At 45.3% G+C, this 23,389-nt stretch carries 17 protein-coding genes and 1 pseudogene; 15 read left to right on the forward strand and 3 right to left on the reverse strand.

Annotated elements, in window-relative coordinates; all coding sequences use genetic code 11:
- Positions 1 to 69 precede the first annotated feature (69 nt).
- The 15 genes and pseudogenes from G493_RS0112645 to G493_RS29100 all read left to right on the forward strand — a co-directional run bounded on the left by G493_RS0112645 (position 70) and on the right by G493_RS29100 (position 18,510).
- Positions 70 to 855, forward strand: coding sequence for a hypothetical protein (locus tag G493_RS0112645; protein WP_028580692.1), 786 nt, complete (start codon positions 70 to 72; stop codon positions 853 to 855).
- Between the two features lie 232 nt (positions 856 to 1,087).
- Positions 1,088 to 1,675 (forward strand): annotated as a pseudogene (locus G493_RS29090) (hypothetical protein); the annotation flags it as partial.
- A 389-nt stretch (positions 1,676 to 2,064) separates the two neighbouring features.
- On the forward strand, positions 2,065 to 2,529 hold the full coding sequence (locus G493_RS0112655; RefSeq protein WP_051309273.1) for a hypothetical protein: 465 nt from the start codon (positions 2,065 to 2,067) through the stop codon (positions 2,527 to 2,529).
- Positions 2,526 to 4,076: a two-component system sensor histidine kinase NtrB gene (locus G493_RS0112660; RefSeq protein ID WP_028580695.1), complete on the forward strand. Its 1,551-nt coding sequence runs from the start codon at positions 2,526 to 2,528 to the stop codon at positions 4,074 to 4,076. The genes G493_RS0112655 and G493_RS0112660 overlap by 4 nt, the downstream gene beginning before the upstream one ends.
- Before the next feature lie 14 nt (positions 4,077 to 4,090).
- Positions 4,091 to 4,450 carry a response regulator gene (locus tag G493_RS0112665; protein ID WP_028580696.1) on the forward strand — a complete coding sequence of 120 codons (360 nt, stop codon included), beginning with the start codon at positions 4,091 to 4,093 and terminating at the stop codon, positions 4,448 to 4,450.
- Between the two features lie 44 nt (positions 4,451 to 4,494).
- Entirely contained in the window at positions 4,495 to 6,609 is a 2,115-nt protein-coding gene (locus tag G493_RS0112670) for a molybdopterin-containing oxidoreductase family protein (protein ID WP_028580697.1), read from the forward strand.
- Entirely contained in the window at positions 6,606 to 7,058 is a 453-nt protein-coding gene (locus G493_RS29095) for a 4Fe-4S dicluster domain-containing protein (RefSeq protein ID WP_084813562.1), read from the forward strand. The genes G493_RS0112670 and G493_RS29095 overlap by 4 nt, the downstream gene beginning before the upstream one ends.
- 33 nt (positions 7,059 to 7,091) lie before the next feature.
- On the forward strand, positions 7,092 to 8,771 hold the full coding sequence (locus G493_RS0112680) for a GAF domain-containing protein (protein WP_035274354.1): 1,680 nt from the start codon (positions 7,092 to 7,094) through the stop codon (positions 8,769 to 8,771).
- A gap of 50 nt (positions 8,772 to 8,821) precedes the next feature.
- Positions 8,822 to 9,271 carry a hypothetical protein gene (locus G493_RS0112685; RefSeq protein ID WP_153306506.1) on the forward strand — a complete coding sequence of 150 codons (450 nt, stop codon included), beginning with the start codon at positions 8,822 to 8,824 and terminating at the stop codon, positions 9,269 to 9,271.
- 248 nt (positions 9,272 to 9,519) lie between these two features.
- Positions 9,520 to 11,229, forward strand: a complete 1,710-nt coding sequence (locus tag G493_RS0112695; RefSeq protein WP_035274355.1) for a sulfite exporter TauE/SafE family protein — start codon at positions 9,520 to 9,522, stop codon at positions 11,227 to 11,229.
- Between the two features lie 21 nt (positions 11,230 to 11,250).
- On the forward strand, positions 11,251 to 11,937 hold the full coding sequence (locus G493_RS0112700; RefSeq protein WP_028580701.1) for a hypothetical protein: 687 nt from the start codon (positions 11,251 to 11,253) through the stop codon (positions 11,935 to 11,937).
- A 41-nt stretch (positions 11,938 to 11,978) separates the two neighbouring features.
- Entirely contained in the window at positions 11,979 to 14,435 is a 2,457-nt protein-coding gene (locus tag G493_RS0112705) for a PEP/pyruvate-binding domain-containing protein (protein ID WP_028580702.1), read from the forward strand.
- A gap of 95 nt (positions 14,436 to 14,530) precedes the next feature.
- A complete protein-coding gene (locus G493_RS0112710; protein WP_232363762.1) occupies positions 14,531 to 15,601 on the forward strand; it encodes a protein-tyrosine phosphatase family protein in 1,071 nt (356 codons plus the stop codon).
- Positions 15,585 to 17,018 carry a sigma-54-dependent transcriptional regulator gene (locus tag G493_RS0112715; protein ID WP_035274389.1) on the forward strand — a complete coding sequence of 478 codons (1,434 nt, stop codon included), beginning with the start codon at positions 15,585 to 15,587 and terminating at the stop codon, positions 17,016 to 17,018. The genes G493_RS0112710 and G493_RS0112715 overlap by 17 nt, the downstream gene beginning before the upstream one ends.
- Positions 17,019 to 17,367: 349 nt before the next feature.
- On the forward strand, positions 17,368 to 18,510 hold the full coding sequence (locus G493_RS29100) for a glycosyltransferase (protein ID WP_051309274.1): 1,143 nt from the start codon (positions 17,368 to 17,370) through the stop codon (positions 18,508 to 18,510).
- Positions 18,511 to 18,623: 113 nt separating this feature from the next.
- Here the strand turns inward: G493_RS29100 and G493_RS32175 are convergent, their stop codons facing one another.
- The 3 genes from G493_RS32175 to G493_RS0112735 form a co-directional block, all read right to left on the reverse strand.
- Positions 18,624 to 20,558 carry an ATP-binding protein gene (locus G493_RS32175; RefSeq protein ID WP_051309275.1) on the reverse strand — a complete coding sequence of 645 codons (1,935 nt, stop codon included), beginning with the start codon at positions 20,556 to 20,558 and terminating at the stop codon, positions 18,624 to 18,626.
- A 57-nt stretch (positions 20,559 to 20,615) separates the two neighbouring features.
- Complete coding sequence (locus G493_RS0112730; RefSeq protein ID WP_205623675.1) at positions 20,616 to 21,206, reverse strand: lipid-binding SYLF domain-containing protein; 591 nt, start codon at positions 21,204 to 21,206, stop codon at positions 20,616 to 20,618.
- Positions 21,207 to 21,397: 191 nt separating this feature from the next.
- Positions 21,398 to 21,931 carry an RDD family protein gene (locus G493_RS0112735; RefSeq protein WP_028580706.1) on the reverse strand — a complete coding sequence of 178 codons (534 nt, stop codon included), beginning with the start codon at positions 21,929 to 21,931 and terminating at the stop codon, positions 21,398 to 21,400.
- Positions 21,932 to 23,389 lie beyond the last annotated feature (1,458 nt).

A 23,389-nucleotide genomic window follows, 5' to 3' on the forward strand; every position in this document is an offset into this window, starting at 1 on the left:
CAGTTAATGATGTCGGCCGTCTGAACGACAATTTACCTTCCTGAATTTATTGCAAATAGCGAGCACGAAATGTCTGAAGATGAGTTCACCATTGAAATAAAAAGTTGGAAAGGGCTGGCTGTTGTTGCCGGAATCATAATTTTGGCCTTCTGGATACATCATTATACCTACTACTATAATCCAAATCTAGAGGCGTCCATTAATGCCCTCACGTCTGAAGATCCGGCAATAATCTCTCAAGCATTGATGGATATCGAGACATTGGGCATGGAAAAAGGGCATAAGCTCATCCCCTATATCCTTGTTCTTTTGGGTGATGAAAGACCGGTGCCAGAGCCGATTGTCTCAAAAATGATTCGAAATATCCAGTCTACGCCGGGAGCTATCGGTGGTTTTGACGCCTATTTGAAACCTACTCAGACTATCGGTTTTTCTGCTGCGATGACCCTGCAGTCATTTTTAGTCATTGATCTACGCAAATCGGGGCGTATTAGCGGCAATGCAAGGGAACAAATTATTTACTACGTGACTGAAACGATCGGGTTGGATAAAGATGAATACACAATTTCAAATGCCCTGGCCGCCGTATGGATGATGCGTGACAAAAGGCTGCTCCCGTTCTGGTTCGATAGCCTTGCCATCGATTCGCAAAGCATTCGGATATTCGCCCTTGCAGGAATAAAGTACTATATCTATGATCGAACCCACGGCTTGTTTACATGGCACCCGGAAAAGGAGATATCCGCAGAGATGATTGAAAACCTCATACATTGTACAGAAGATCCGTCTGCTTATGTACAGCGCAAAGCCAGAGATATCATTCAGGAATTAAGGAATGCTGGTTGGGAATTGTAATTCTGAAAATATTTTCGTGAGAGAATATTGGAGAATCGAAACAGATCACCATTACCGCATAAACCGGTAGAAGAATTCTGAAGCATGAAAGTTCGGCGGACAAAGACAGGAGCTGAATTTTGGGAGAACAAGCTTCAGCACTTGAATAGAATAAAACTTTTCGCATCGAATTATGATTGTCATCTGCAAAGAGTGAGAAGTATGCAGCACTGTACGAGCGCAGGTTTTTCCCAGCATTACTACGTGCGCAAAATGTACCAAGGCTCATGGTAAAAGAGCCTTTATAACCATTCCAGGACTAGGCTGTGGTTGCTTTGCCGGGAGGTACAGAGGACAGCTGGGCGATATGCTCAGTAATACTTTGCAGAATTTGCTTGATAAATATGTGGATCTAATGCCTGATGTAAGGGCCGTCTCTTTTGATCCATACGACGAGTGCAATGATGAACGGATGCAAATCGGTCATATTTCATACCTTATACGTCCGTATACGGCGGGGAATGAAAAAGCACAACTCTGCCTCCCTGAACAATATGAGGAAACCTCCGGAAAATTCAACAACTGCACATTGCTGAGCATCGTTGCCTGGGATCATGTCTCCTGGCCTGGAAATGACTTCCATATAGGTTTACGTGCAACAGACGACAGGTTTAAGGCTGCGGCTACCAATTCCATGAAGATTATGACAGGGGTGCAGGGTTGGTATAACTCCGCAACCTCTATGTATGAACCACCAAAAGAGTGCTTTACCTGGCAAAAGGTTGTGATGAAAAAAAAGCTAAACATACAGGTTCGAAACAATCTTTGTCTTTACCCGTAATGTATCAATAGAACCTCCTCAGATCAGAGCAACAGAAAAGTTGCATTTGGTCTACTGACGAGATGGCCCAGCAGTTTCACGCACGGCTCTATTCGGCCTTCGTCTCCCCTGCATCAAAGTTGTTGCAGTGACACCGCTCTTATGATTTCCACACTGTGTTTTTTCTAACGCACTTGTATTCCATTGTTTTTAGCTATTAAATACGTATAGCACAGGAAAAGTGCAACCAAAAAGTTGCAATGAACAAGCTGCATATAGTATCCCGCTTTCTATTTATTGAGTTTTTTTCTTACTATTACGTTGGAATAACTGGGAAAAAATAATTGAGCTCCAGCATGTTACCGGAGCGGCACAGTACATGCTTTTATATGGAGGAACGAGAGAGGATTATGAACAGGATATTTGCGAAATATTTCACATTCATGCTGCTGGTTCTTCAGGCTATGCCTGAAAGTGCCTGGGCTTTACAGCCACACAGCGCGCCTGAAGGATTGTATGTGCATCAGATGTCCCATCTGTTATTCACCGGGGCATTGGTGTATTTGTACATGCATACCAGGCGTACTCCTGAATTGCAGAGTAAAGGCTGGAAGTATCTGCAGACTTTCTGCATTCTCTTTTCAGGGTGGAATCTGCTGGCATTGATTGGACATGAAGCTATCAAGTTTTTAACTCCTGAGGATTTTATCCATGCTGCCACCTGGAATGAACAAATAGCAGGTCCCATCACTCCCGTTAAAATGGTGTATTTCATCACCAAAATGGATCATTTAATCTATGTGCCTGCACTGTTGTTTCTTGTCATAGCACTGCGAGTGTTAAGCAGGGAAGCATTGAAGGGGAAAGAAAAATGACCGCACTTCCCCTTTTTCCAGCCCACATTGTCGATATGATAGGCTCTGGTCTGGCCATTTTTCTTTCATTTCTCGCCCTGGTATATTCCCGAAGATTAGTTCGCCTACAACCCAACAATTTCATCTGGGGATTTCTTTTTTATTTCTGTGCTGCCATGGCTGTGTTTTCACTTTCACGTGGAGTGGGACACATTGTCAGAATTCTTTTAGTATTTGGAGGATATGGCGAAACATGGCGTCATCTTTCGCCTTTATCTGGTGGTTTCAACACCATGTTGCTGATATCTGCTGCAGCTGTAACTATCTATTATCATAAAGGATTGGCCGCTTACAAAGCTATTCGTACAGAAGCGGAAAAACTTACAGATGCCAATGTCAAGCTTTCTGCCTCTGCACTGCAATTGAAGCAACTGAATTTTCACCTTGAAGAGATGGTAGAAGAGCGGACCAGAAATCTTTCCAAATCAGAGCGAAAATTCAGGCAATTTTTTGAGAATTCAAAAGATGTTATCTATTTTTCTGATCATGAAGGTCGATTGACCAGCATTAATTCCAGCGGCTGGAGATTGCTGGATATTGAAGAACCCATTGAATCTTTTCGGTTATCCGATTTGTTCATCAAAGAGAGTGATCGCAAAAGATATCAGGAGGAGCTTCTTTTAAAAGGATATATCAGTGATTTTGAAGTCGAGTGTCAGGGACGAAACGGAGCCACCAAGCATATCCTGATCAGCGCCAATAGCGTGTATGATGAAGATGGCATCATGATCGGTCGTGAGGGAATCGGCAAAGATCTTACCAGATTGAAAACCATAACCGAACAGTTGATCAACCGGGAAAAAATGGCATCTGTCGGTGAAATGGCGGCAGGAGTTGCCCATGAGATTAATACTCCCCTGGGTATCATACTGGGTTATACCCAGCTGATGATGGAGGATTTCGCAGAAGGAAGTGAAGAGCATGCCAATCTGGAAGTAATGGAACGACAAACCAAAGCCTGCAGACGAATCGTTGCAGACCTGCTTAAATTTTCACGCCAGTCAGAAAGTGTCAAAGCAGCCCTTGATCTGAACCAGGTGGTTGATGAAGTCTTGGCCGTTACTGAACATTCTCTGAATATTCAACAGATAGAGGTGGTTCGTCAATTTTCACCTGCACTGCCGCAGGTGGTCGGTGATGCTGAAAAATTACGACAGGTCATGATCAACCTGATTAACAATGCGCAGTATGCCATTGGTGAGCAGGGTGGCAAAATTATCATCAATACAGACAGTACAGAAGGCTTTGTACATATTTCTGTCCTCGATACGGGAACAGGGATTCCCGATGAAATCAAACCCAAAATATTCGATCCCTTTTTTACCACTAAGGAAGTGGGCAAGGGGACTGGCCTCGGCCTGTCTGTAATTTATGGCATAATTCAGGAACACGGTGGCTCCATAGTTGTGGAAAGTCCGGTTATGGATCCGGAAAGCGGTCAGGAAATGAGCGGAACCGTATTTACCATTCTTCTGCCGATATATGAAAGTACCGGCAACGATGAATAGGAGAAAAGAACGAAATGGCTGAAATACTCGTATTGGATGATGTGCTTGATGCTGTGGTCCTGGTGAAAAAAGTGCTGACCAGGCTGGGACACAATGTGATGACTTTTACAGAAGAACAGGAAGCTATTGATTACGTCGAAAAGCATCAGGTTGATCTGGCTATTTTGGATATAAAGCTAAAAAAAATGAGTGGTATCCAGGTGTTGGAAGAAATGAAAAAGCTTAAACCTGAGATGAAAGCCATTATGCTCACCGGGTACCCAACCATAGAAACCGCTCGCACAGCCATTGAGCTTGGTGCAGGGGAATATTGCGTAAAACCCATCGATATATCCGAACTCAAAGAAAAGGTTGATGTTGTACTGGGCGGGTAAAAGAGTCGTGGTTTGGAACATCTAACTGTAATGAGGAGAATTTCATGAAAAAATCGGTCTACTCCATGTGTGGTATGTGCACCGTACGCTGTCCCATTCGTGTGGAGTCTGAAGATAACCAGGTCACGTGGATTGAAGGGAATCCCCATCTTCTGGCTGGTGCATTATGTGCCAAGGGGACTGCCGGAATTGCATTACTCAACGACAGCCAGCGACCGCAACAACCTTTGATTCGTGCTGGTGCCAGAGGGTCTGGAAGATGGCGGGAAGCCACCTGGGACGAGGCTCTGGATTATGTGGCGGACAAGCTCAAAGCCATTAAAAATCAGTATGGTCCGGAATCTGTGGTTTTATCCAGTCGCGGCGGCCCCTGGCAGGGCATGTATAAAGCTTTCATTCACGCCTTTGGTTCTCCTAATTATACCAACCATGATTGTACCTGTGGCCGGAATACGCACCACGCCAGTTTGTCTATAAACGGAGTAGGACGTAAAGGCTTTGCTTATGATATCAAGAATGCCAAGCACCTGGTGCTGTTTGGTCGGGATATGTTTTCAGCATTGCGCATTGCTGAAAATAACCAGACACTTGATATGCTCGAAAAGGGTGGCAGACTCACCTATGTGGATGTCCGCCAGACCATGACCGGTGCCAAGGCAACCAGATTTTTCCAGGTTCGTCCAGGAACAGACTATGCTCTCGCGCTTGGTGTGATCCATGAGGTGATTAAGCGGGAATATTATGACAAAGGCTTCATAGCTCAATATGTGACAGGCTTTGAGGAGCTTTGTGATTTTATTGAGCAGTACACGCCGGCCTGGACTGCAAAACAATGTGGCATAAAGGAAAAAGATCTTTTGGCCTTTGTTGATGAGATTGGAGAAGACCGGCCGAGTGTGATTTTTCATCCTGGCTGGAACCTGGCCAGGTATCAAGACTCTTTTTATGCCAGCCGTGCCATGCATATTCTCAATGTGCTCATGGGTAACATTGAAATGAAAGGAGGCCTTTTCATTCCCAAGGGTGCCAGCGACTGCGGTAAGGCTGGCATTCGCTCCATTGACTGCGGTAAACCCGATATTCGTCGAGGGGATGGCGTTGGCTGGAAATACAATCATTTCGATAAAGGGCCAGGGCTGGCACACCTCTTTTTTGAGAACATGCTCAAGGAAGATCCCTATCCCATCAAGGCCTGGATAGCCATGCGTCACGACCTTTGCAGTGGCATGCCTGACCCTCAGGCCCAGAAACTCGCTCTGGACAAGTGTGATCTCTTGGTCTCCATTGATACGAACTACAGTGAATTCGGCTGGTACAGTGATGTGATTTTACCTGAATCTACCTATCTTGAAAGAGATACTCCCATTGTTCAGCAGAAAGGATTGAAGCCACGCCTTAGCCTGCGTAGAAAAGCTGTGGAACCGAAATACGACACCAAAGCGAACTGGGAGATCTTTACTGAACTGGCTGCCCGTCTCGATCTTGAAGAGACTTTTCCTTTTAAAAGCATAGAAGAACTCTGGGCCTGGCAGCTGGAGCCAACCGGTTATACCATTGCCGACTTTGAAGAAAAGGGTTTTGTCGAACTGAGCGATAAAGATATCTTTTATGACCGCGATAAGCTGGACGGTAAGTTCGGTACACCCAGTGGTAAAATTGAGATCGTCAGCGAAAAACTGGATCAGGCAGGTCTTGTTTCCCTGAAGCCGTTTGAAGCTCCACCTGCACCTGAAAAAGGTATGTTACGTCTTATTTACGGTAAGGTCGCCGTTCACACCCAGGGACATACCACCAACAATCCCATGTTGTCTGAACTTATGCCCACCAATACTGCCTGGATCAACACCCGGCAAGCCAAGAAGCTTGGGGTTGAGACCGGTGATCTGGTTGAAATTTCTTCTAGTGATCACTCCTATAATGCAACAGTAGAGGCGTTGGTTACTGACCACGTTCATCCTGAAGCTGTGTTTGTTTACCACGGCTTTGGTAAAGAGATTCCCAGGCAGACCAGAAGCCTTCATGCTGGAGTCAGTGACCAGAAATTGATGATCGGTAAGCTCGACGATTGGGACCAGGCAGGTGGAGGAATCAATCTCTGCCAGGTGTTTGTCCATGTGAAAAAGAGTATCCGTAACACCAAAAGGAGAGTGGAACTGTGAAAAAATATATGATTCATCTCAACAGCCGCAGGTGCATAGCCTGCCACGGGTGTGAGGTACACTGCAAGGCCAACAAAAATCTGCCGGTGGGACCGTTTCTCTGCACTATACATTGCACTCCACTGCAGAAAGTTGGCGGTGTTCCAAAGACAGAAATCACTTTCTCCCATTGCAGGCATTGCGAAGATCCTCTTTGTGTTCCTGCATGTCCGACTAATGCCATGATCCAGAGAGATGACGGTATTGTCTATGTAGACGCTGAAAAATGCATAGGCTGTATGGCTTGTCAGAAAGCCTGTCCCTGGGAGATACCTGTCCAGAATCCCGATACCGACAAGGCCGTTAAATGCGATATGTGCATGGACAGACTCGATGCCGGGCTCAAACCAGCCTGCGTAACAAAATGTACCACGCATGCACTGAAACTCGTCACCCTTGAGTGTGCATAGCCCCTGGGACAACGAGTAATGGATGACACGCCCATGAACAGCACCATGCAATCTGGAAGAGAGCAGGGGTATCTGCAGGTATTCCAGGAAGTTACCCGGTTGATAAGCGGAGTGCACGATTCCCAGCAGGTCATGGACCTGGTGGTGCGGAGACTGCCGGTATTACTGGAGGTGGATGCTGCCACCATCAGGTTGTTTGACGCAGGCACAGATCGTTTTGTTCTTGGTGCAGCCTGGGGCGTGTCAGATGAGTATTTATCCCGTTCCATCATTGATACCGAAGAAGTGATGGCTGAACTGCTTGCCGGTAAACCGACAGCCAGGAAGGATATTGACCAGAATTGCGATCACGCAGACTGCGCCTACATCTCCAACGAAGGTGTCAAAAGTGCCATGTCCCTTCCCATTCTCTATAAAGGGGAGTTGACCGGCCTGCTGCGTTTGTTGACAAAAAGGCCCCGGGAATTTGCAGAGGCTGAGATTAATTTTGCCATGTCCCTTGCTGAGCAGGTTGGCGTGGCCCTTGCCAATAGCCATATGATTCAGGAGCTGGAAAATCAGGTGAAGTTTTTCCAGGCACAGCGGGAGATATCCAAACTGGTTAATTCAACGTTGAACCTGGAGCAGGTACTGACTGCCATCGTCGAAAAACTGCCCGGTATCATGGGAGTGAAAGGTTGTACCATTCGCCTTCTGGAGCCGGCTACCAACAGACTCAAACTGGTGGCAGCGCATGGCGTGTCTGAAAAGTACCTCAACCGTGGAAGCATCAACAGGGAAGATTCCATCTTTAAAGTCCTCAAAGGTGAGCCGGTAGCCATATATGATGCCCCTAACGACACCAGGGTCAACTATCATAAAGAGATCATGGAGGAGGGTATCAAGTCGATCCTGGCAATTCCTATAAAAAATGAACAGGAAATTATCGGCGTGCTTCGACTGCTCAGCGATACCCATCACCTGTTCTCAGCCAATGAAATTCATTTTGCTGTCACAGCTGCCGCTGAAGGCGGCAATGCCATAGAAAAGGCACGCACCTATCGTAAAATCAACCTGTTGTTTAACCAGATAGAGGAACACGAGAGGTTTCTGCAGACTATTCTCGATTCCCTGTGGATGGAACTGCTGGTGGTTGATCCTAGCAGCCGCGTGATTATGGCTAACAAAATTTTTCTGAACACACGAGGATTTACAGAAGAAGAGATTCTTGGCCAGCTCCATAAGAGAGTATCGCCCTGGTATGTAGACGATATGCAATGTCCCTTGCAGCAGGTATTACAAACCGGAAAACCGGTCACAGTCGTCAAAGAATATGATGTTGAAGAGGGAGAAGCAGGTTGGCTTGAGCGCCACCTGACCCCGATTATTGGCGAACACGGTCAGGTGGATTTTGTTGTTGAGGCTGTCAACGATATAACCGATCAAGTGAAATTGGAGCAGGAACATTCCCGCAGAATGAAGCTTCAGGGGGTTATTGAAATGGCAGGTACTGCAGCACACGAGCTGAATACTCCTCTATTTGCAGCCTTGGGAACCGCACAGTTGCTCAGGGAGGACCTGGAGGAACCCGATATGATCGAGGAAATGGACTTGATTATCAGCAACATGAAAAAGATGGGTGAGCTTACCAGGAAAATGGTTGACCTGACTGGATATTCCAGCAGTGAATACGTGGGGGACACACGAATCATTAATCTGCAAAAAGAGCAGTGATATCCCGATAAGCTATCCGGAAGATGGAAAAAGGTTCACGGAGCAAAGCTATGATAGACATATGTATTGATGGCGCAAGAGTAGTTATGGAGCGTTGGAGACAGTTTCTTCTCTCTCCTGTGGGAGTATATTTGTACAGCCTGCTGACCGGCAGTATCGGTATTGTTATTTTGATGTTTTTCCTGTCCAAAGTGCTTTCTTCCGGGGCGCTGCTTCTTTTGTGGCCAGGAATTATTGCCTTTAACTGTGCCTCAACCGGATACGGCATGATCAATAGGCTCCGCTCTTTTCCAAAGGCTAACATAGCATTGGTGTCCATTGCTGTACTGCTGACCATTGTGGGGATCGTCTCGGTGGTGGTCCTGTTTCCCTGGGAATCTCTTTTCGATTGGGTTCGATGTGTTTCAGGTATCGTTGCTGCTGTAGGTGGAACGTTTTTTGGGAGTTGGATAGCTGCAAAAAAATATGCGTTGAATTTGAATATAACAGATGGAGATTAATACGTGCTTATCCAGTGATGGCCTTTTGGCTCAATTTTGCTGAAATATGTCATTTCATACCCTCGAAGGAGGATAGCACTCAATTTCAGCTGTATGCCAGGGGTATATATATGCCTTGAAATTAGAGGAAAATCAGTATGCTGGACAGACACGAGTGAAAAAGAGGGAGGTGTAATTACAGAATTTTGGAAAGAGATACTAGTCTGGGTTAACAGTAACGGAGATTCATACAATAAGGAGAAGAATGCATGAAAGTCGTGCGCAAGCCGCTGATGGCGGTGTTAAGTCTGGGGGCTTTTCTTCTGGCGAGCCAGAGTCTGGCACTTGCTGAAGTTAAGGTAACCACCAACGGTAATGTTGGTGACACAATTACGTTTGAAGGAACCATTGAACCGGGTAAGGACCTGTATCTGACAGTTGCGCAGCAGGAGGAGTTTAAACCTGCTGACGCTACGATGCCCCATGAGAAAAAGACCTTTGCCAAGGAAACCGATAAGCGCGATTTTGGCATGGATACCTCCATTCCACCGCTCTATTATGTTTTGACCACCAATCCTTCTGCTTTTGGTAAACGGGTAGACGATACCAGGTTCGGCGGTCCTTCAGTTTTGCTCGGTAAGGGGCGCACTAAAGGCCTGTATTCCACCTACAGTTATCTGTTAAAGGATGATTTCAATGCCATTGATGCAACAGCCAGAGCAGCCCTGGGCCCCATTACAACAGCAGCCCAATGGACCATGCTCAAGTGGGCTAATGAGAGTTCCTATGGTATCAATACCATTGTCAAAGAGGGCCAGCGTGTAGGTCAAGTCGTTATTTTTTCCAGAACCGTCCTTCAGGATCAGTCCAGTGGCAACTACTGGGATAAGGGGACTACCGTTAATCTGGACAAGGCCACAGGTAAGTTTACCGCAACCCTGACCTCATATCGCCACACTCCTCCTGACACTGCGTTTGACGTCTATGTCAATGGTGAAAAATCTACATCTTTCAGCCTAAAAGGCAAAGGTTTCTGGCTTGCCAAAGGGTTTCGTTATATGAACCCTCTTTGGATTGTTCTTGGCGCCATTGCCGTAGGAACCTATTTTTCCATGATCGGTGCTGCAGGTGGTTTGCTCATGGCTGCATTCCAGGTTTTGGTTGTCAATACAGCCGGTCCTGTTGGCGTGAACGCGGCAAACGTGCTAAAGCCTTCCAACATGGCGTTGACCCTTTTCTCTCCGCTTGGTTCTTTTTACCGTTTTGCTGTGGTTGAGAAACGGGTTGCCTGGCCAGTGGGTATTTCTTTCGGTGTCGGTATCTTTATTGGCTCCATTTGGCTCGGAAAATATATTTCCGCTATTATGCCCATGGCTGCCTATAAAGAGTGGCTCGCAATATTGGTTGTGCTCATGGGAATTAAAACACTGAGTGAGATGACACCCAAGGCCATGAATAAGCGGAAGAATATTAAGGCCATGACCCAGAAGTTCAATGCTGCGGTTAAAAAGGCAAAAGAAACTGGTGGTGCCATGGAAATGGGAGCCATTGAACCAATCAAAACCGGACTTATGGATTACCGATTCAAGTTCTGGGGTGAAGAGTTCCGCATTAATCCTCTGCTGTTCTGTTTTCTTGGTATACTTATAGGTATTGTTTCACGTGCCTTTGGAGTTGGCGGTGGTTTTCTGCTCGTACCTGCCATGACCAGTATAGGTGCATTACCTATGTATGTTGCGGTGCCGATCTCTTTGATAGGAACCTGTTTTTCCAGTATTGGTTCTTTTATCGGGTATGTTATGATCGGCTACTGGCCTGACTGGGTCCTGGCTGGTGCCATCATCATCGGCGGCTTTGCTGGTGGTATGCTCGGTAGCCGTGCCCAGAAAATGTTCAGTGAGATGCAGCTCAAGGTTGTTCTTGCTATTACTCTGTTCTTTCTCTTTTTCCGCTTCTTCAAGATTGAAGTCTGGATCTAAAGGTCAACAGAGGTACTGCATATGTACACAGCCGGAGAGGCATTTTCTCCGGCTGTGAGGCTAAAACCATATCTTTTGGAAATCGTAACAATGGATGCCTTTCTTGATAGAGTTTGGGAATACCTGGTAATAGGGTTTATCTTTGCAGGAGAAACTTGCTATGCGGTACTCCAGCACCTGCATTTTCTTGGTCCCGCAGTACTTATTTCTGTTCTTGCCCTGTGTACTGTACTGCTGACCAAATTTCTAAACCGGGTTATTGTTACTAAACGTTTTCTTAAACTGGAAAAAGAGTATCATCATTGGTTTGACCTCCGGCAGGAAGCATTGCAGTGTGAGGATCCCGAGAAAGGAAAAATGCTTGCCAGAAATATCGATCAGGCAGAACTCAATAGAGCCTACTATGATTATTTCTTTGAAGGTTTTCTCCTTGGCATTGCCAGAAAAGTCATTCCCATATTTTTTGTATTTGCTTTTCTCAATGAATTTTACCGACAGGAAAATCTGCAGGAACTGTTCGGGCAAAATTATGTCATCTGCCTGGTTAATCCAGGTGGGGAACCTGTGTTGATTGGTGCAGTATTCTGGTATTTTATCAGCCTGCTGGCCTGTTATATTTGCTGGGGCCTGGGCAGGAAATTGGTGCAGAAGTGGAGTCGCCAAACCCCATCAACCATGCCTGTACCGGCTGAGGATAATTGTATGTAAACTGAACTGTACTTTCCATCCTATCTCTACAGGGAGACACGATGTTGCTCAATACACTTTTCAGGCACTGGAGCTATCGTCTGTTTGCTCCCGGAACCATGCTTCGGGAACGGTATGAGGCCCTGAAGAAACTCCTTAATTATGATATCCTCAGCCATGAACAAATGGCTGAATTTCAGGATATTCTCCACAGCGGTCAGCCTGAAGATCTGGTTGCCATTCGAAAAAGGTTTACTGATTTTTCTTCTAATGTCAGGGAGATGGTAGCCGCTCTTGAAGTCATCTCTCCTGGGAGCTATGCTTCTTTAAAGGCATATCATAAAAAATTTGATTTCTACACAAGATTTCTTCTGGCACCGCCAAAATTAACCTATGCAGCACCCTTTGTTTACAGGCTGGATGATATACAACGGGATAATCCTGAAATTGGAAACAAGGCAAAAAATCTTGCGATCCTGCTCCAGGAACTACAATTGCCGATTCCACCAGGTTTTGTGGTAACCACAGGCGGATACCATTATTTCATTGAATATAACGATCTCAGGCCGGAAATTGACAGACTGCTTGCTGAAATTCAAATTTTCGAACCAGCCAATCTCAATCACCACGCCCAGGAATTGCAGCATATGATATTGCAGGGCGAGGTGCCCCCGCTGCTGCTTGAAGAGTTGCTCACAGGTTATGAGGTTTTACCTGGGCTTAGCGGCGATCAAGAGCGTCTCGTTGCTGTACGCAGCAGTGCAATAATTGAAGATAGCGGCATAACCTTTGCCGGACAATATTCCACGGTATTACATGTCGATCGCAACTCTTTGGGACAGGCATACCTACAGGTCCTGGCATCCAAATATTCTCCAGAAGCATTGTTTTATCGTATCAGTCATGGCCTGGGTGACGAGGAGACTGCCATGTCTGTGCTTGTTCAGCAGATGGTGCTACCTGTTGCCAGCGGAGTGCTTTATACCAGAAATGTTGTCTCAGATTCTGAACAAATGCAGCTCCATGCGGTGCCTGGATTTGGAGAGCGGCTGGTAGGAGGACATGACAACCCGGATACGTATCTTTTCAGTAGAGAGCAGCCTCCTGTTTTATCTCACTGCAATGGGGAATGCAGTCAACTGGATAAAGAAATGGCGGTCTGCATTGCCCGGTATGGGCTGGAGATAGAGCAGACGCTCGGTTGTGAACAGGATATAGAATGGGCCATTGATCAAAACAATATGTTAAGCATTCTTCAAGCAAGACCTTTACACGTATCGGAACAAGACTCCGGCTCTTTGCCCGAGATTTCGGGCAGCATAAAACTTCTTGATGGATGCAGGTGTGCAGCACCTGGTGTTGCTTCCGGATTGGTATATCATTTGGATGTTTCCAATAATCTCGATAGTGTCCCTGAAGGTGCTGTTTTGGTTACGATGGACAGCCCTCCTGAATATGTGCGTGTTCTCAATAGATTGGCTGCCGTCGTTGCCGTGCATGGCAGCAGGGCCAGCCATTTTGCCACAGTTGCCAGGGAATTTGGTGTTCCCTTGCTTGTTGGCAGGGAAAAAGCCTTTGAAAGCCTCCCTTCTGGTGAACTGGTAACTGTTGATGGCGACAGGGGGATCGTATACAGCGGCAAGGTAGAACAACTGCTTAAAAAGAGTGAACGTACAACAAAAAAGAGAGAGCGTTCTCGCATTCTTCGAGAGGTAATGAAATTTATTACCCCCCTTGAACTGGTTGATGCTGCTGCATCAAATTTTACCCCCGAAGGATGCCGTTCCATGCACGATATCATCCGTTTTTGTCATGAAATGGCCTTGCAGGCCATGTTTGCGACAGCCAGGCCGGGGACGGGCAGGGGAGCTTTGCGGCTTGTTGCAGATATTCCCCTGGATGTGTTCCTCTTTGATGTAGGAGGTGGATTTGTTGCTGATATCGGCAAACGCAAATCTATCCCATTGGAAGAGGTCGCCTCATTTCCTTTTCAGGCTCTCTGGGCAGGGATGAGTCACCCTGATGTACAGTGGAAACAGAAACCTTTTGACTGGGATGCCTACGATAAGATTGAACTGGCTGGCGGGGTGCCGCCGAAAAAAGATAGCTTTGCTTTTGCCAGCTATGCTGCCATTGGTGCTGATTATCTTCATTTTAATATTCGATTCGGGTACCATTTCACCATCCTTGACGTATTATGTGGTGAAAACAGTGTGGAAAACTATTGCATGCTGCGCTTTGCAGGTGGTGGAGGCGATTATGATCACCGTGTTTTGCGGATTGATTTTATTGTTGGTGTACTGCTTCGCCTGGGGTTCAGGGTGGAACACAAAGGAGACCTGCTGGAAGGTAAGTTGCAATCTCTTGGTAAGGAAGAGCTTGCCGCTAAACTGGATATGCTCGGTAGACTGTTGGGTGCGACCAAACTCATGGATATGGTACTGGAAGATCCTGAAATGGTAGAGACCTGTGTCGATGATTTTTTTAATGGCAGGTATTCTTTTTCTGAGCAGGGATGACAACGGCAACTGATCACAACACACCAGCTTTACAGGATGGCTGTTTTCAATAGAGATAGATTTCAGGGATGTAAAAGCATATGTCAGGCTATGAAATGACTTGGATAACTGATCACTTGGCCGTTGGTCATGCCCCTATGTCCTATGATGATCTGGACAGTATACGGGAACAGGGGATCAGTGGTATTGTGAATCTTTGCGGCGAATTTTCAGATCTCCACGAGCTCGAAGAAGGGGCTGGTTTTGAAGTGTTTTATATCCCCATTCCTGATGAGACAGCGCCCCCCATGGAGGAAATGGAAAAAGGGCTTGAATGGCTTGATGAGGCAATCTATCTTGGAAAAAAGGTGCTTATACACTGTAAACACGGGGTCGGACGAACCGGTACCTTCCTTACCGCCTATATGTTGCGACGAGGATTTAACCTCAGAAAAGCTGAAAAATTGCTGAGAAAAGCAAGAACCAGAGCCAATCCCACTAATTTTTCCCAGTGGTGGCTGCTCCGAAAATTCGGGAAAAAAGAAGGGCAGCTGAAACTCTATGAACCTTCAGCGGAAAATCGCCGCAGTGACGATCTTAGCGTATATTACAAACGGTATGAACAGCTGCTGGAGAAGGTGGACAGGCTTATAGAAGAGTCAGGGCCTGCCAGCTGTGGAAAAAAGAAAGAAACCTGCAGTAAAAATTTCAATCTGTCACTTATTGAGGCATTATACCTGAACAACAAGGTCAATGTCGCGCTTACCTCTGAGCAGCGCAATGCTATTATCGACCAGGCTGTCGGGATAACTGATACCCGCAAGAAAGAAGAGAACACTAATACTTTGCAGGAAGGGCAACTGCCTGTCTTCCATTCCATATCTGATACGAAATGTCCTCTGCGTAAAGATGGCAAGTGCCTGCTGCACACGTTTCGTCCAGTGTATTGTCGTCTGGCCGGTTGTTCATTGGACGCCAAGGAGGTCTATGCTATTTATGAAGAGTTGGCCTTGCTCTCTGAAGAAGTTTTTTATGCTGTTTTTGGAAAGCAAGCTGCGGAGTATATTTCCCTTCCGGATGTGAGCAATCGTGATACTATTTCCGGGAAGTTTATTCAAAAATATTTCCAGCACCTTGCCGCACAGAAATCTGACAAAAAGAAAAATGATGATGGAAAATCAGAGTAAACAGCCTCTGGTCCTGGTTGTGGATGATGAACCGGACATGCTGCTCATGCTCAAGCTTGTTCTACAAAAAAAATGTGGATGTGATGTCATAACTGCACCTTCAGGTACTGATGCGCTTCCTTTGATAAAGGGCAACAACCCTGATGTTGTTGTCTCAGATATCAAGATGCCTGATATGGATGGGCTTGAACTGCTGAAGCGAATTCGGGAATGTGATGCCACTGTTTCTGTTATTATCATGACTGGTTACGGCACTATTGCCATGGCTGTGGAGGCTTTAAAAAACGGTGCCTATGATTTTCTGCAAAAGCCCTTTGAGAAAGATCATATTGTCCGGTTGGTTAATAATTGCATAGAACGTACCTCACTGCTGCGCACCAATGTTAGCTTGCAGCAAAAGTTGCAGCAACTTAGCCTGCCAGAAGGCTTTGTCGGTCAAAGCCCTCCCTTACGAGCTGCCCTTGATCTGATTTCACGGGTGGCTGATACTGATGCCACTGTTTTGATACGGGGGGAAAGTGGAACCGGAAAGGAACTCGCTGCAAGAGCCCTGCACCAGCTCAGTAGCCGCAGTGAGAGGAAGAGGGTGATTGTTAACTGTCCTGCGCTTCCTGAAAACGTGCTGGAAAGTGAACTTTTCGGTTACAGCAAAGGTGCATTCACTGGGGCATTACGCGATAAAAAAGGACTGTTTCTGGAGGCCCAGGGATCAACCATACTCCTTGATGAAATCGCTGATATTCCGGTGTCAATACAGACCAAACTGCTGCGTGTGCTTCAGGAAAAGGAAATTCAACCCCTGGGGCAGAACAAGACCATCAAGGTTGATGTCCGTGTGGTGGCCTCCACCAACCAAAATCTCGAGGCAAAGATACGTGCCGGAGAGTTCAGAGAAGACCTGTTCTATCGTTTGAACGTGGTAACCGTGGTAATGCCCGGACTGAAGGAGATACCTGAAGATATTCCCTTGTTGATCCATTACTTTTTTTCCTTGTTTACAAAACAGTACGACCGTGAAGACGTGGTACTTGCTCCTGATGTATTGCAGTACCTGTGCAATCGCAAATGGCAGGGGAATGTTCGGGAATTACGTAACAGCATCAAGCGGATAGTGCTGCTTGCTGCCGGAAAAAGGGTTGAGATGGAAGATTTGCATTTGCTGTTGCAGGATGGCAATGGGCAATCGAAATCGTATGGATCAGACCCTGGCTATGATATACGTCATTACTATGCAGCACCTTATAACCAGGCTAAAGCTGATCTGGTGAGTGCTTTTTCCACAGGCTATATTCATAACCTGCTTAACCTTCATCAGGGTAATGTCACCAATGCTGCTGCAGCCTGCGGCCTGGAACGGCAGGCCCTGCAGCGGTTGATGCGGAAATGTGGGATTGTTTCTGCTGATTATAAAAAATAAAGGTTCGTTTTATTACGGCTGTATGTCCGGTGCCTCTTCTTTATTAAGGGTCACGGAAAAAATAAATTATCCAATCTTGCTTGTCTCTCAACTCGGTAACACCGTCGCGTCAATGACTCAATACGTCCAGTATGGAACCATTGACGCGACGGCGTTACCAAACCGATATCCTATTTTTGGATTTTAATTATTTTCTGCGACCCTAAAAGCTATGATCGTGGAAAATCCGGGCTGAGCATATGCCATTACGAAGTAAACTCGGATAATGTATTTTTCCACGTGCCAAACTTTTTTCTTTACTATTATGCTATTTTATTGGTCCTTTGCGGTTTCTCTGTTCACAGCGTATATGTTGTTTCTGCTGTGGTATGGTCTGTCCAAACTTGGCACTCTGGAAGGCGTGCGACTTGAAAACGTGGTGGGAAGCGAAATCAAACTACCTAAAGTGTCGGTGATTGTGCCGGCCTGCAACGAAGCCGATAATCTTCATGAGACCGTACACAGCATACTTGCTCAAGAGTACAGACCACTGGAGCTTATCATCATAAATGACCGTTCAACCGATGCAACAGGCCAGGTGTTGAACAAGATTCTTGCCGATATCCCAGCAGTAAAGGGAGTACATATCACCACGCTGCCAGAAGGATGGCTCGGAAAAAATTACGCCCTCCATACAGGGGTTGAGCTGGCAAGCGGGGAGTATCTTTTGTTTACAGACGCTGACATTCGTTTTGCTCCTGACACCTTGAAAAGAGCAATGGAACATGTTTACCGTAACAAACTTGATCATCTGACCCTGCTCTTTCGTAATACCGCACCAGGAGGGCTGCTCAACGCGGTTATTGTCGAGGCCATGACCGGGCTTTTTCTGCTCCTGCGTCCCTGGAAAGCAGCAGAGAAGGGAGGAAAATATTTCATTGGTATTGGTGCCTTTAATCTTGTTGCCCGAAGTGCTTACGACAACATTGGTGGCCATGCGGCCAATCCGCTGCATCCCATTGACGATCTCATTTTGGGCAAGACCTTGAAGGAGCATGGATATTCTCAGGATTGCCTGTGCGGATATCACCATGTGACAGTAGATTGGTACGCAGGAACCGGCGATATGGTGGGGGGGCTGATGAAAAACGTCTTTGCCTTTTACAATTTTCACATCCCTACCGCTATTGGTGCCGCCCTGATCATAATCGGACTGAGCATCTTGCCATATCTGGGGATTCTCTTTGCAGGTGGTCTGGTGCAGTTGTTCTGTGGAATCATTGTACTGCTTAAACTGCTCTGTTTTTTCCTTGTGTGCCGCAGATTGATGGCTCCGTTGCATTCCTTGCTCTGGGCTCCTTTGGCTCCGGGCATTTTGCTGCTCGTTTCTCTTCGTGCCATGCTGGTAACTCTTTATGAGCGTGGAATTACCTGGAGAGGCACCCATTATTCTCTCCGTCAGCTACGAACAATCACTCCGCTTATTACACTTAAATGGCTGCTGCAACGTTGACAACTTGCTACAGTCGTATTGTTGATATACAAAGAAATGATTGACCTGCGGTGGCTACTCATGGGTAAGGGGCTAAACCTGGTAACTCTCCTGAATCTGTTTCTGGTACATAATTATTGCTGCCTTCGACGATATAAAGGCAAGGATATGATAAATTTTGCACCGGCACCGGGTTCGGATTCTACTGTTATTTTTCCCTGATGGTTTTCCGTAATAATAAAATAGGATACGCTTAGCCCAAGGCCGGTTCCCATTCCAGGAGGCTTTGTTGTATAGAAGGGGTCAAATATTTTTTTTCGTATAACTTCGTCCATTCCAGGGCCATTGTCTTCAATTTCCAGGCAGATCATATCCTTATGCTTTTCCACATATGCTCTGATAATGAAGTGGGGATTTTCTGTTCCTGCACTTTTCATTGCCTGGGCGCCGTTACCCAAAATGTTAAGCAGTACCTGCTGAATTTGGGACTTTTGACATGGAATGGGCGGAAGGCTGTCTGTATATTCCTTAATGATTGTAATTTTTTTGAAATCATACTCTTTCTTCAGATCATAGTCAGTGGCAGCAAGATCAAGAGCACTGTCCATTATCTCATCCATAGAGTACGGGATCATGCCCTCATCACTCTTTCTGGCAAAGGAGAGCATGTTTTTTACGACCTCGGTAACCCGCCTGCAGGAACTGTTAATAGTATCGATCATGCGGAAAATGCCCCGGGATTTCATGAATTGCTCTATGGCCTCCAGGGTAATACCTGCCTCCTCGGCTGCTTTTCTATTTGCCGAGATTTTGAGGTTGGTACTCAGACGGTTGCTCATAACTCCTGTCGTTTGCAATATACCAGCCAGGGGGTTATTGATTTCGTGAGCCATACCCGCGGCCAGGCCTCCAACAGTGAGCATCTTCTCACTCTGAACCATCATTTCTTCCATGCGTACATGTTCGGTAACATCGTCTATCCGAATTACTGCTCCTTCCACCTTATTGGCTATCAAGGGAAAGATGGTAATATTTTCGAAGCATGTTCCCTGTTTTGTCTGTCGGGATACTTTAGGGGCTAGAACTACCCTGCTTTCACGGATAGCGGTTTCAATCTCAGGCATTTTTTCTGCCAGACGTGGGAAAACTTGAGCCAGTGGTCTGGAGAGTGCGTCTTTAAAAGATATGCCTGTAGCCTGTTCCATTTGGTTGTTCCACTGGGTCACCCTGCCTTTAATATCCACTGCAACAAGACAGGAGGGCATAGAGTTAATAATGTTGAAGAGGTAGTTTCTCAGCCGGAGAATCTCCCGCTCACTGTTTTCCCTGCGCGCGATTTCTCCGCGAAGTCTAGTGTTGGATTCTGCAAGAGACGTTTCTCTTCTTTTTACATTCTCAGCCATAATGACCAACTGGCCGTAGACAATGCTTATTTCATAGTGCCGGATCTTTTCCTGTTTTCGTTCGTAATTACCCTGGGACATATCTTCGGCCACATCCATTAGCAGTTGAAGGGGTTTGCGTACAAAGTAGTGTAGCATCAATGAAGTAGCCACCATCATCGCTAAAACTATAATCAGAAGGATTCCGATACTTGAAATCAAGAAACGATACAGTTCCCCTTCATAATATGCCCTGGAAAGGCCTATCCGGATACTGCCGACAATCTGCCCTGAATGGAAGATTTGCGCTTTGCGTAACACCATGTCGTTCTCGTCATCCTTTTTCTTTACATAAATATATTCCTCTTCATATGCATTGGAGATAATTTCCAGAAGCGAGACGCGACCAGAAGTCATATATGCATCTCCAATTTGTTGAACAGTTTCATCATCCAGAGACCATAGTGGTAATTCAAGGCTTTTAATCAGATAGGATATGTATTGATCGGCATCACCCTCAAGGGTCTGGGAGGCTTTTCGGTAGGCGATGAAAAAGTATCCTCCCATGCTCAGGCTGGCTACAATTATTACGATGCTCAGTAAACCGATGATCAAATCAGTGAACAATCTTCGGGATGTATTTGCAGATATGTCGGGAAATTTTTTGTCGGAGGGCTTTCTGGTCATGAATGTGCCTTTCCTGCACGACATTGAAATGAATATATTATTTTCAGGCCTCTGACGCTATTTGGCAGGAGTGTATTGCGATATCTTGCTGCCCTGGATACCAAGTCCTGCCATCAGTCCTTTTTGGCTGAAAAAGAAAGCATAGATGCCATCCTGTACTGTAGTTGACGACATTGATTTAGCCAGGCCTTCGTCCACAAGTACTACGCTGGGGCCCACTCCAATTTCCCAACCTTTACTCTGTTGCAGGTAACCCAGGCTTTTTTCATCCATAAAAAATAAAGCGTAACCAAAGGTCTGGGCTCCTATCTGCAAGCCATAGGAAGCAGAAACAGTTTTGTAGTATTTGGTAGTTTTTCCCGGAACTTGCAAGGCTCCTTCACCATACTGCCCACCGATTATCAGGCCACCTTTGATGATGCTTGGAAAGATTAATATCCCTTTGGCATCAGGAGCCATTTTTTTAGCAGCAGGGATAGTGCTGGTTAATATGTTCATAGCCAGTTCCACCTCACTATCTATTTGTTCAGCGGTTGCTGAAAATCCTGCCTGGGGTGTACCAAGTAACAAGATGGTAAGGGTAAGCGCTTGAATGCATGGCAAAGAGAATGATTTCCTGAAATGGTATTGAACTGTGAAATTCTTCATGTAGGATCTCCCTGAGGTCACGTTAAAAATAGTCTTCTTGGTGTAAAACATTTTATAACGATGGCTGCCTGTCTCTAGTCACTCTATTGTAAGCTTTTACTGAATTTTTATCCATGATGACTTGGTATTTAAGAAAATTTATAACCATCTAAAATACTTTTCATTAAATCCTTGCTAAGGATAGGGCGTAATTATTCAGGAATGTCAACTTCACTGAAAACAAGATGCCAGCCAAGAACATCAAGTCTACTCTGTATAATTGGAGCTTTTCCAATTGGTACAGCATTTTTTCGTATCACGTAGGTGCCTGCATATTTATCTCTCAGTGTTTGCTTGGTCTTTTCTCCTGTTAACCATAATAGGTCGATTATTAGTTCAAATGGACCAAGAGTGAGTAAAATAAATCGAAATCCCATGGTCCAGAAACTGGGCTTTTCTCCGAATAAATTAACTATCTGTATTTTCGTACACCAGAATCCAAGAGTAGAAAACTGTGAGGCTTTAATAACTGTCAAATAGAGGAGGCACGTCGTAAGTGAGACAGTGAACAATATGGTGAATGCGCTAGAATTGCCGTCTGTACAATAAACAAAGAGCAGAGAGTAGGAAGATACTAGGAGCGAAAGGACAAGGAGATCAATTACCCAGGCAGCTATCCTTCGCCAAAAATTTGCATAATCCTCAGGAGAATAATACACTCCAAGCTTGTTCTTTTGTGAAGTCAAAGGCTTCTCCTTCCGGGCTATCGCTGGCTATGTACACCTGCCGGATCCTGTGTCTTTGTGGGGCTGGTGTAATGTGCTTACGGGTGTAGCCGGTCTTCCTAAAAAAACAGGGAGAAAAGAAAATAAGGAAAATTAGCATGATACACAACATCATTTTTCCATGATTTGTCAATAATTGTGTTTTAATGCCAAAAATCGCCATTTTTGACAAATTGTTGAAAATGCCTTTTTTCAAAATTTCGCAATTATAGCCAGATAGAAAAGTGGTTTTTTAATATAGACCGGCTGCACCCTGTGCTTACGTGTTTTGCAACTCTTAGTACCGACCATCATCGGTTTCATGGCGCAGGTGAAAAGGATGGTTTGACAACATGTTTTTTGCTTACCATCACGGGATAAGCCAATTTTACGTAACTGATCACGGGGATAACAATGCTGATATTTCAATCAGTTCTGAATGGTTTCACCTGGCGAACTGATCCCAACAGGATACATAGTCTCTATTTTAGGGTCGCGGAAAAGAATAAATATCCAAAAATTGCGTAGGATATCGGTTTGGTAACGTCGTAGCGCTAATGGTTCCATGCTGACCGTATTGAGCCATTAACGCGACGACGTTCCCGAGTTGAGAGACAAGTAAGATTGGATAATTTATTTTTTCCGTGACCCTTACATCTTTCTCAAGAAACACTTTTAATCATAACTCAACTCGCAGCATTTAAAAAACACAATTAGCAGGAGTGCATAACAAGCATTGGGGGTAGTGTGATCTGAATTATTTTAGCTGAAAATCGGGCAGTAGGTTTCTCTTTCTATACAGTTATAATGATTGAGTAAACAATACATGTATAACTCGTTGGGAATATGACCTTTATCCCGCGTGGTTATCACTCTGTCGGAAACTGGTCACTGGGTTAACAATACTAATGTTTCAATGAGTTACCTCTATTGCACATACTGCAACCGAGATAGCTGCATATGTACGATCGCATCGGTTGTATCATGTCTCAGGGGGCCTGATTCGTTAGAAATTTCAGTTAGGTTACTCAAATGGTTCTAATTAATCGGAAATTGCAATTATTTTTTAATAGTGGTTCGTTTATTAGGGACTAAAACAATCACACTGTGTGGTATAATAATTTTAACCCAAGTTTTTGACAATTATTCTCAAAATCTCCCCTGATGAAAGTTTTTCGTTGCGCTAAAAAAATAAATCGTCAGAATTTCAGCCACATAGAAATTCACCATCGCTTGTAGTGCCATAAAAAATAATAAAGACTTGACATGCAGACTTTTTTATGCCAAGCTGCGACGCATGTATATTCGAAGAACTACAATCAAAGGAAGGAAAGACGGTGGGCAGTATTATACCTATCGCCTTGTTGAATCCAAGCGGACAGATAAAGGCGTAAAGCAATATACCCTGCTTAATTTAGGTGTAGGTTTTTCCTTGCCCAG

This window comes from Desulfogranum japonicum DSM 18378 (genome assembly GCF_000429945.1).
GTDB classification, from domain to species: Bacteria; Desulfobacterota; Desulfobulbia; order Desulfobulbales; family Desulfobulbaceae; genus Desulfogranum; species Desulfogranum japonicum.

Coding starts and splice junctions, on each gene's coding strand:
- G493_RS0112695 (WP_035274355.1), top strand. CDS start 9,520: ATGAAAGTCGTGCGCAAGCCGCTGATGGCGGTGTTAAGTCTGGGGGCT.
- G493_RS0112660 (WP_028580695.1), top strand. CDS start 2,526: ATGACCGCACTTCCCCTTTTTCCAGCCCACATTGTCGATATGATAGGC.
- G493_RS0112730 (WP_205623675.1), bottom strand. CDS start 21,206: ATGAAGAATTTCACAGTTCAATACCATTTCAGGAAATCATTCTCTTTG.
- G493_RS0112665 (WP_028580696.1), top strand. CDS start 4,091: ATGGCTGAAATACTCGTATTGGATGATGTGCTTGATGCTGTGGTCCTG.
- G493_RS0112705 (WP_028580702.1), top strand. CDS start 11,979: ATGTTGCTCAATACACTTTTCAGGCACTGGAGCTATCGTCTGTTTGCT.
- G493_RS0112680 (WP_035274354.1), top strand. CDS start 7,092: ATGAACAGCACCATGCAATCTGGAAGAGAGCAGGGGTATCTGCAGGTA.
- G493_RS0112655 (WP_051309273.1), top strand. CDS start 2,065: ATGAACAGGATATTTGCGAAATATTTCACATTCATGCTGCTGGTTCTT.
- G493_RS0112700 (WP_028580701.1), top strand. CDS start 11,251: ATGTACACAGCCGGAGAGGCATTTTCTCCGGCTGTGAGGCTAAAACCA.
- G493_RS0112645 (WP_028580692.1), top strand. CDS start 70: ATGTCTGAAGATGAGTTCACCATTGAAATAAAAAGTTGGAAAGGGCTG.
- G493_RS0112670 (WP_028580697.1), top strand. CDS start 4,495: ATGAAAAAATCGGTCTACTCCATGTGTGGTATGTGCACCGTACGCTGT.
- G493_RS32175 (WP_051309275.1), bottom strand. CDS start 20,558: ATGACCAGAAAGCCCTCCGACAAAAAATTTCCCGACATATCTGCAAAT.
- G493_RS0112710 (WP_232363762.1), top strand. CDS start 14,531: ATGACTTGGATAACTGATCACTTGGCCGTTGGTCATGCCCCTATGTCC.
- G493_RS29100 (WP_051309274.1), top strand. CDS start 17,368: ATGTTGTTTCTGCTGTGGTATGGTCTGTCCAAACTTGGCACTCTGGAA.
- G493_RS0112715 (WP_035274389.1), top strand. CDS start 15,585: ATGGAAAATCAGAGTAAACAGCCTCTGGTCCTGGTTGTGGATGATGAA.
- G493_RS0112685 (WP_153306506.1), top strand. CDS start 8,822: ATGATAGACATATGTATTGATGGCGCAAGAGTAGTTATGGAGCGTTGG.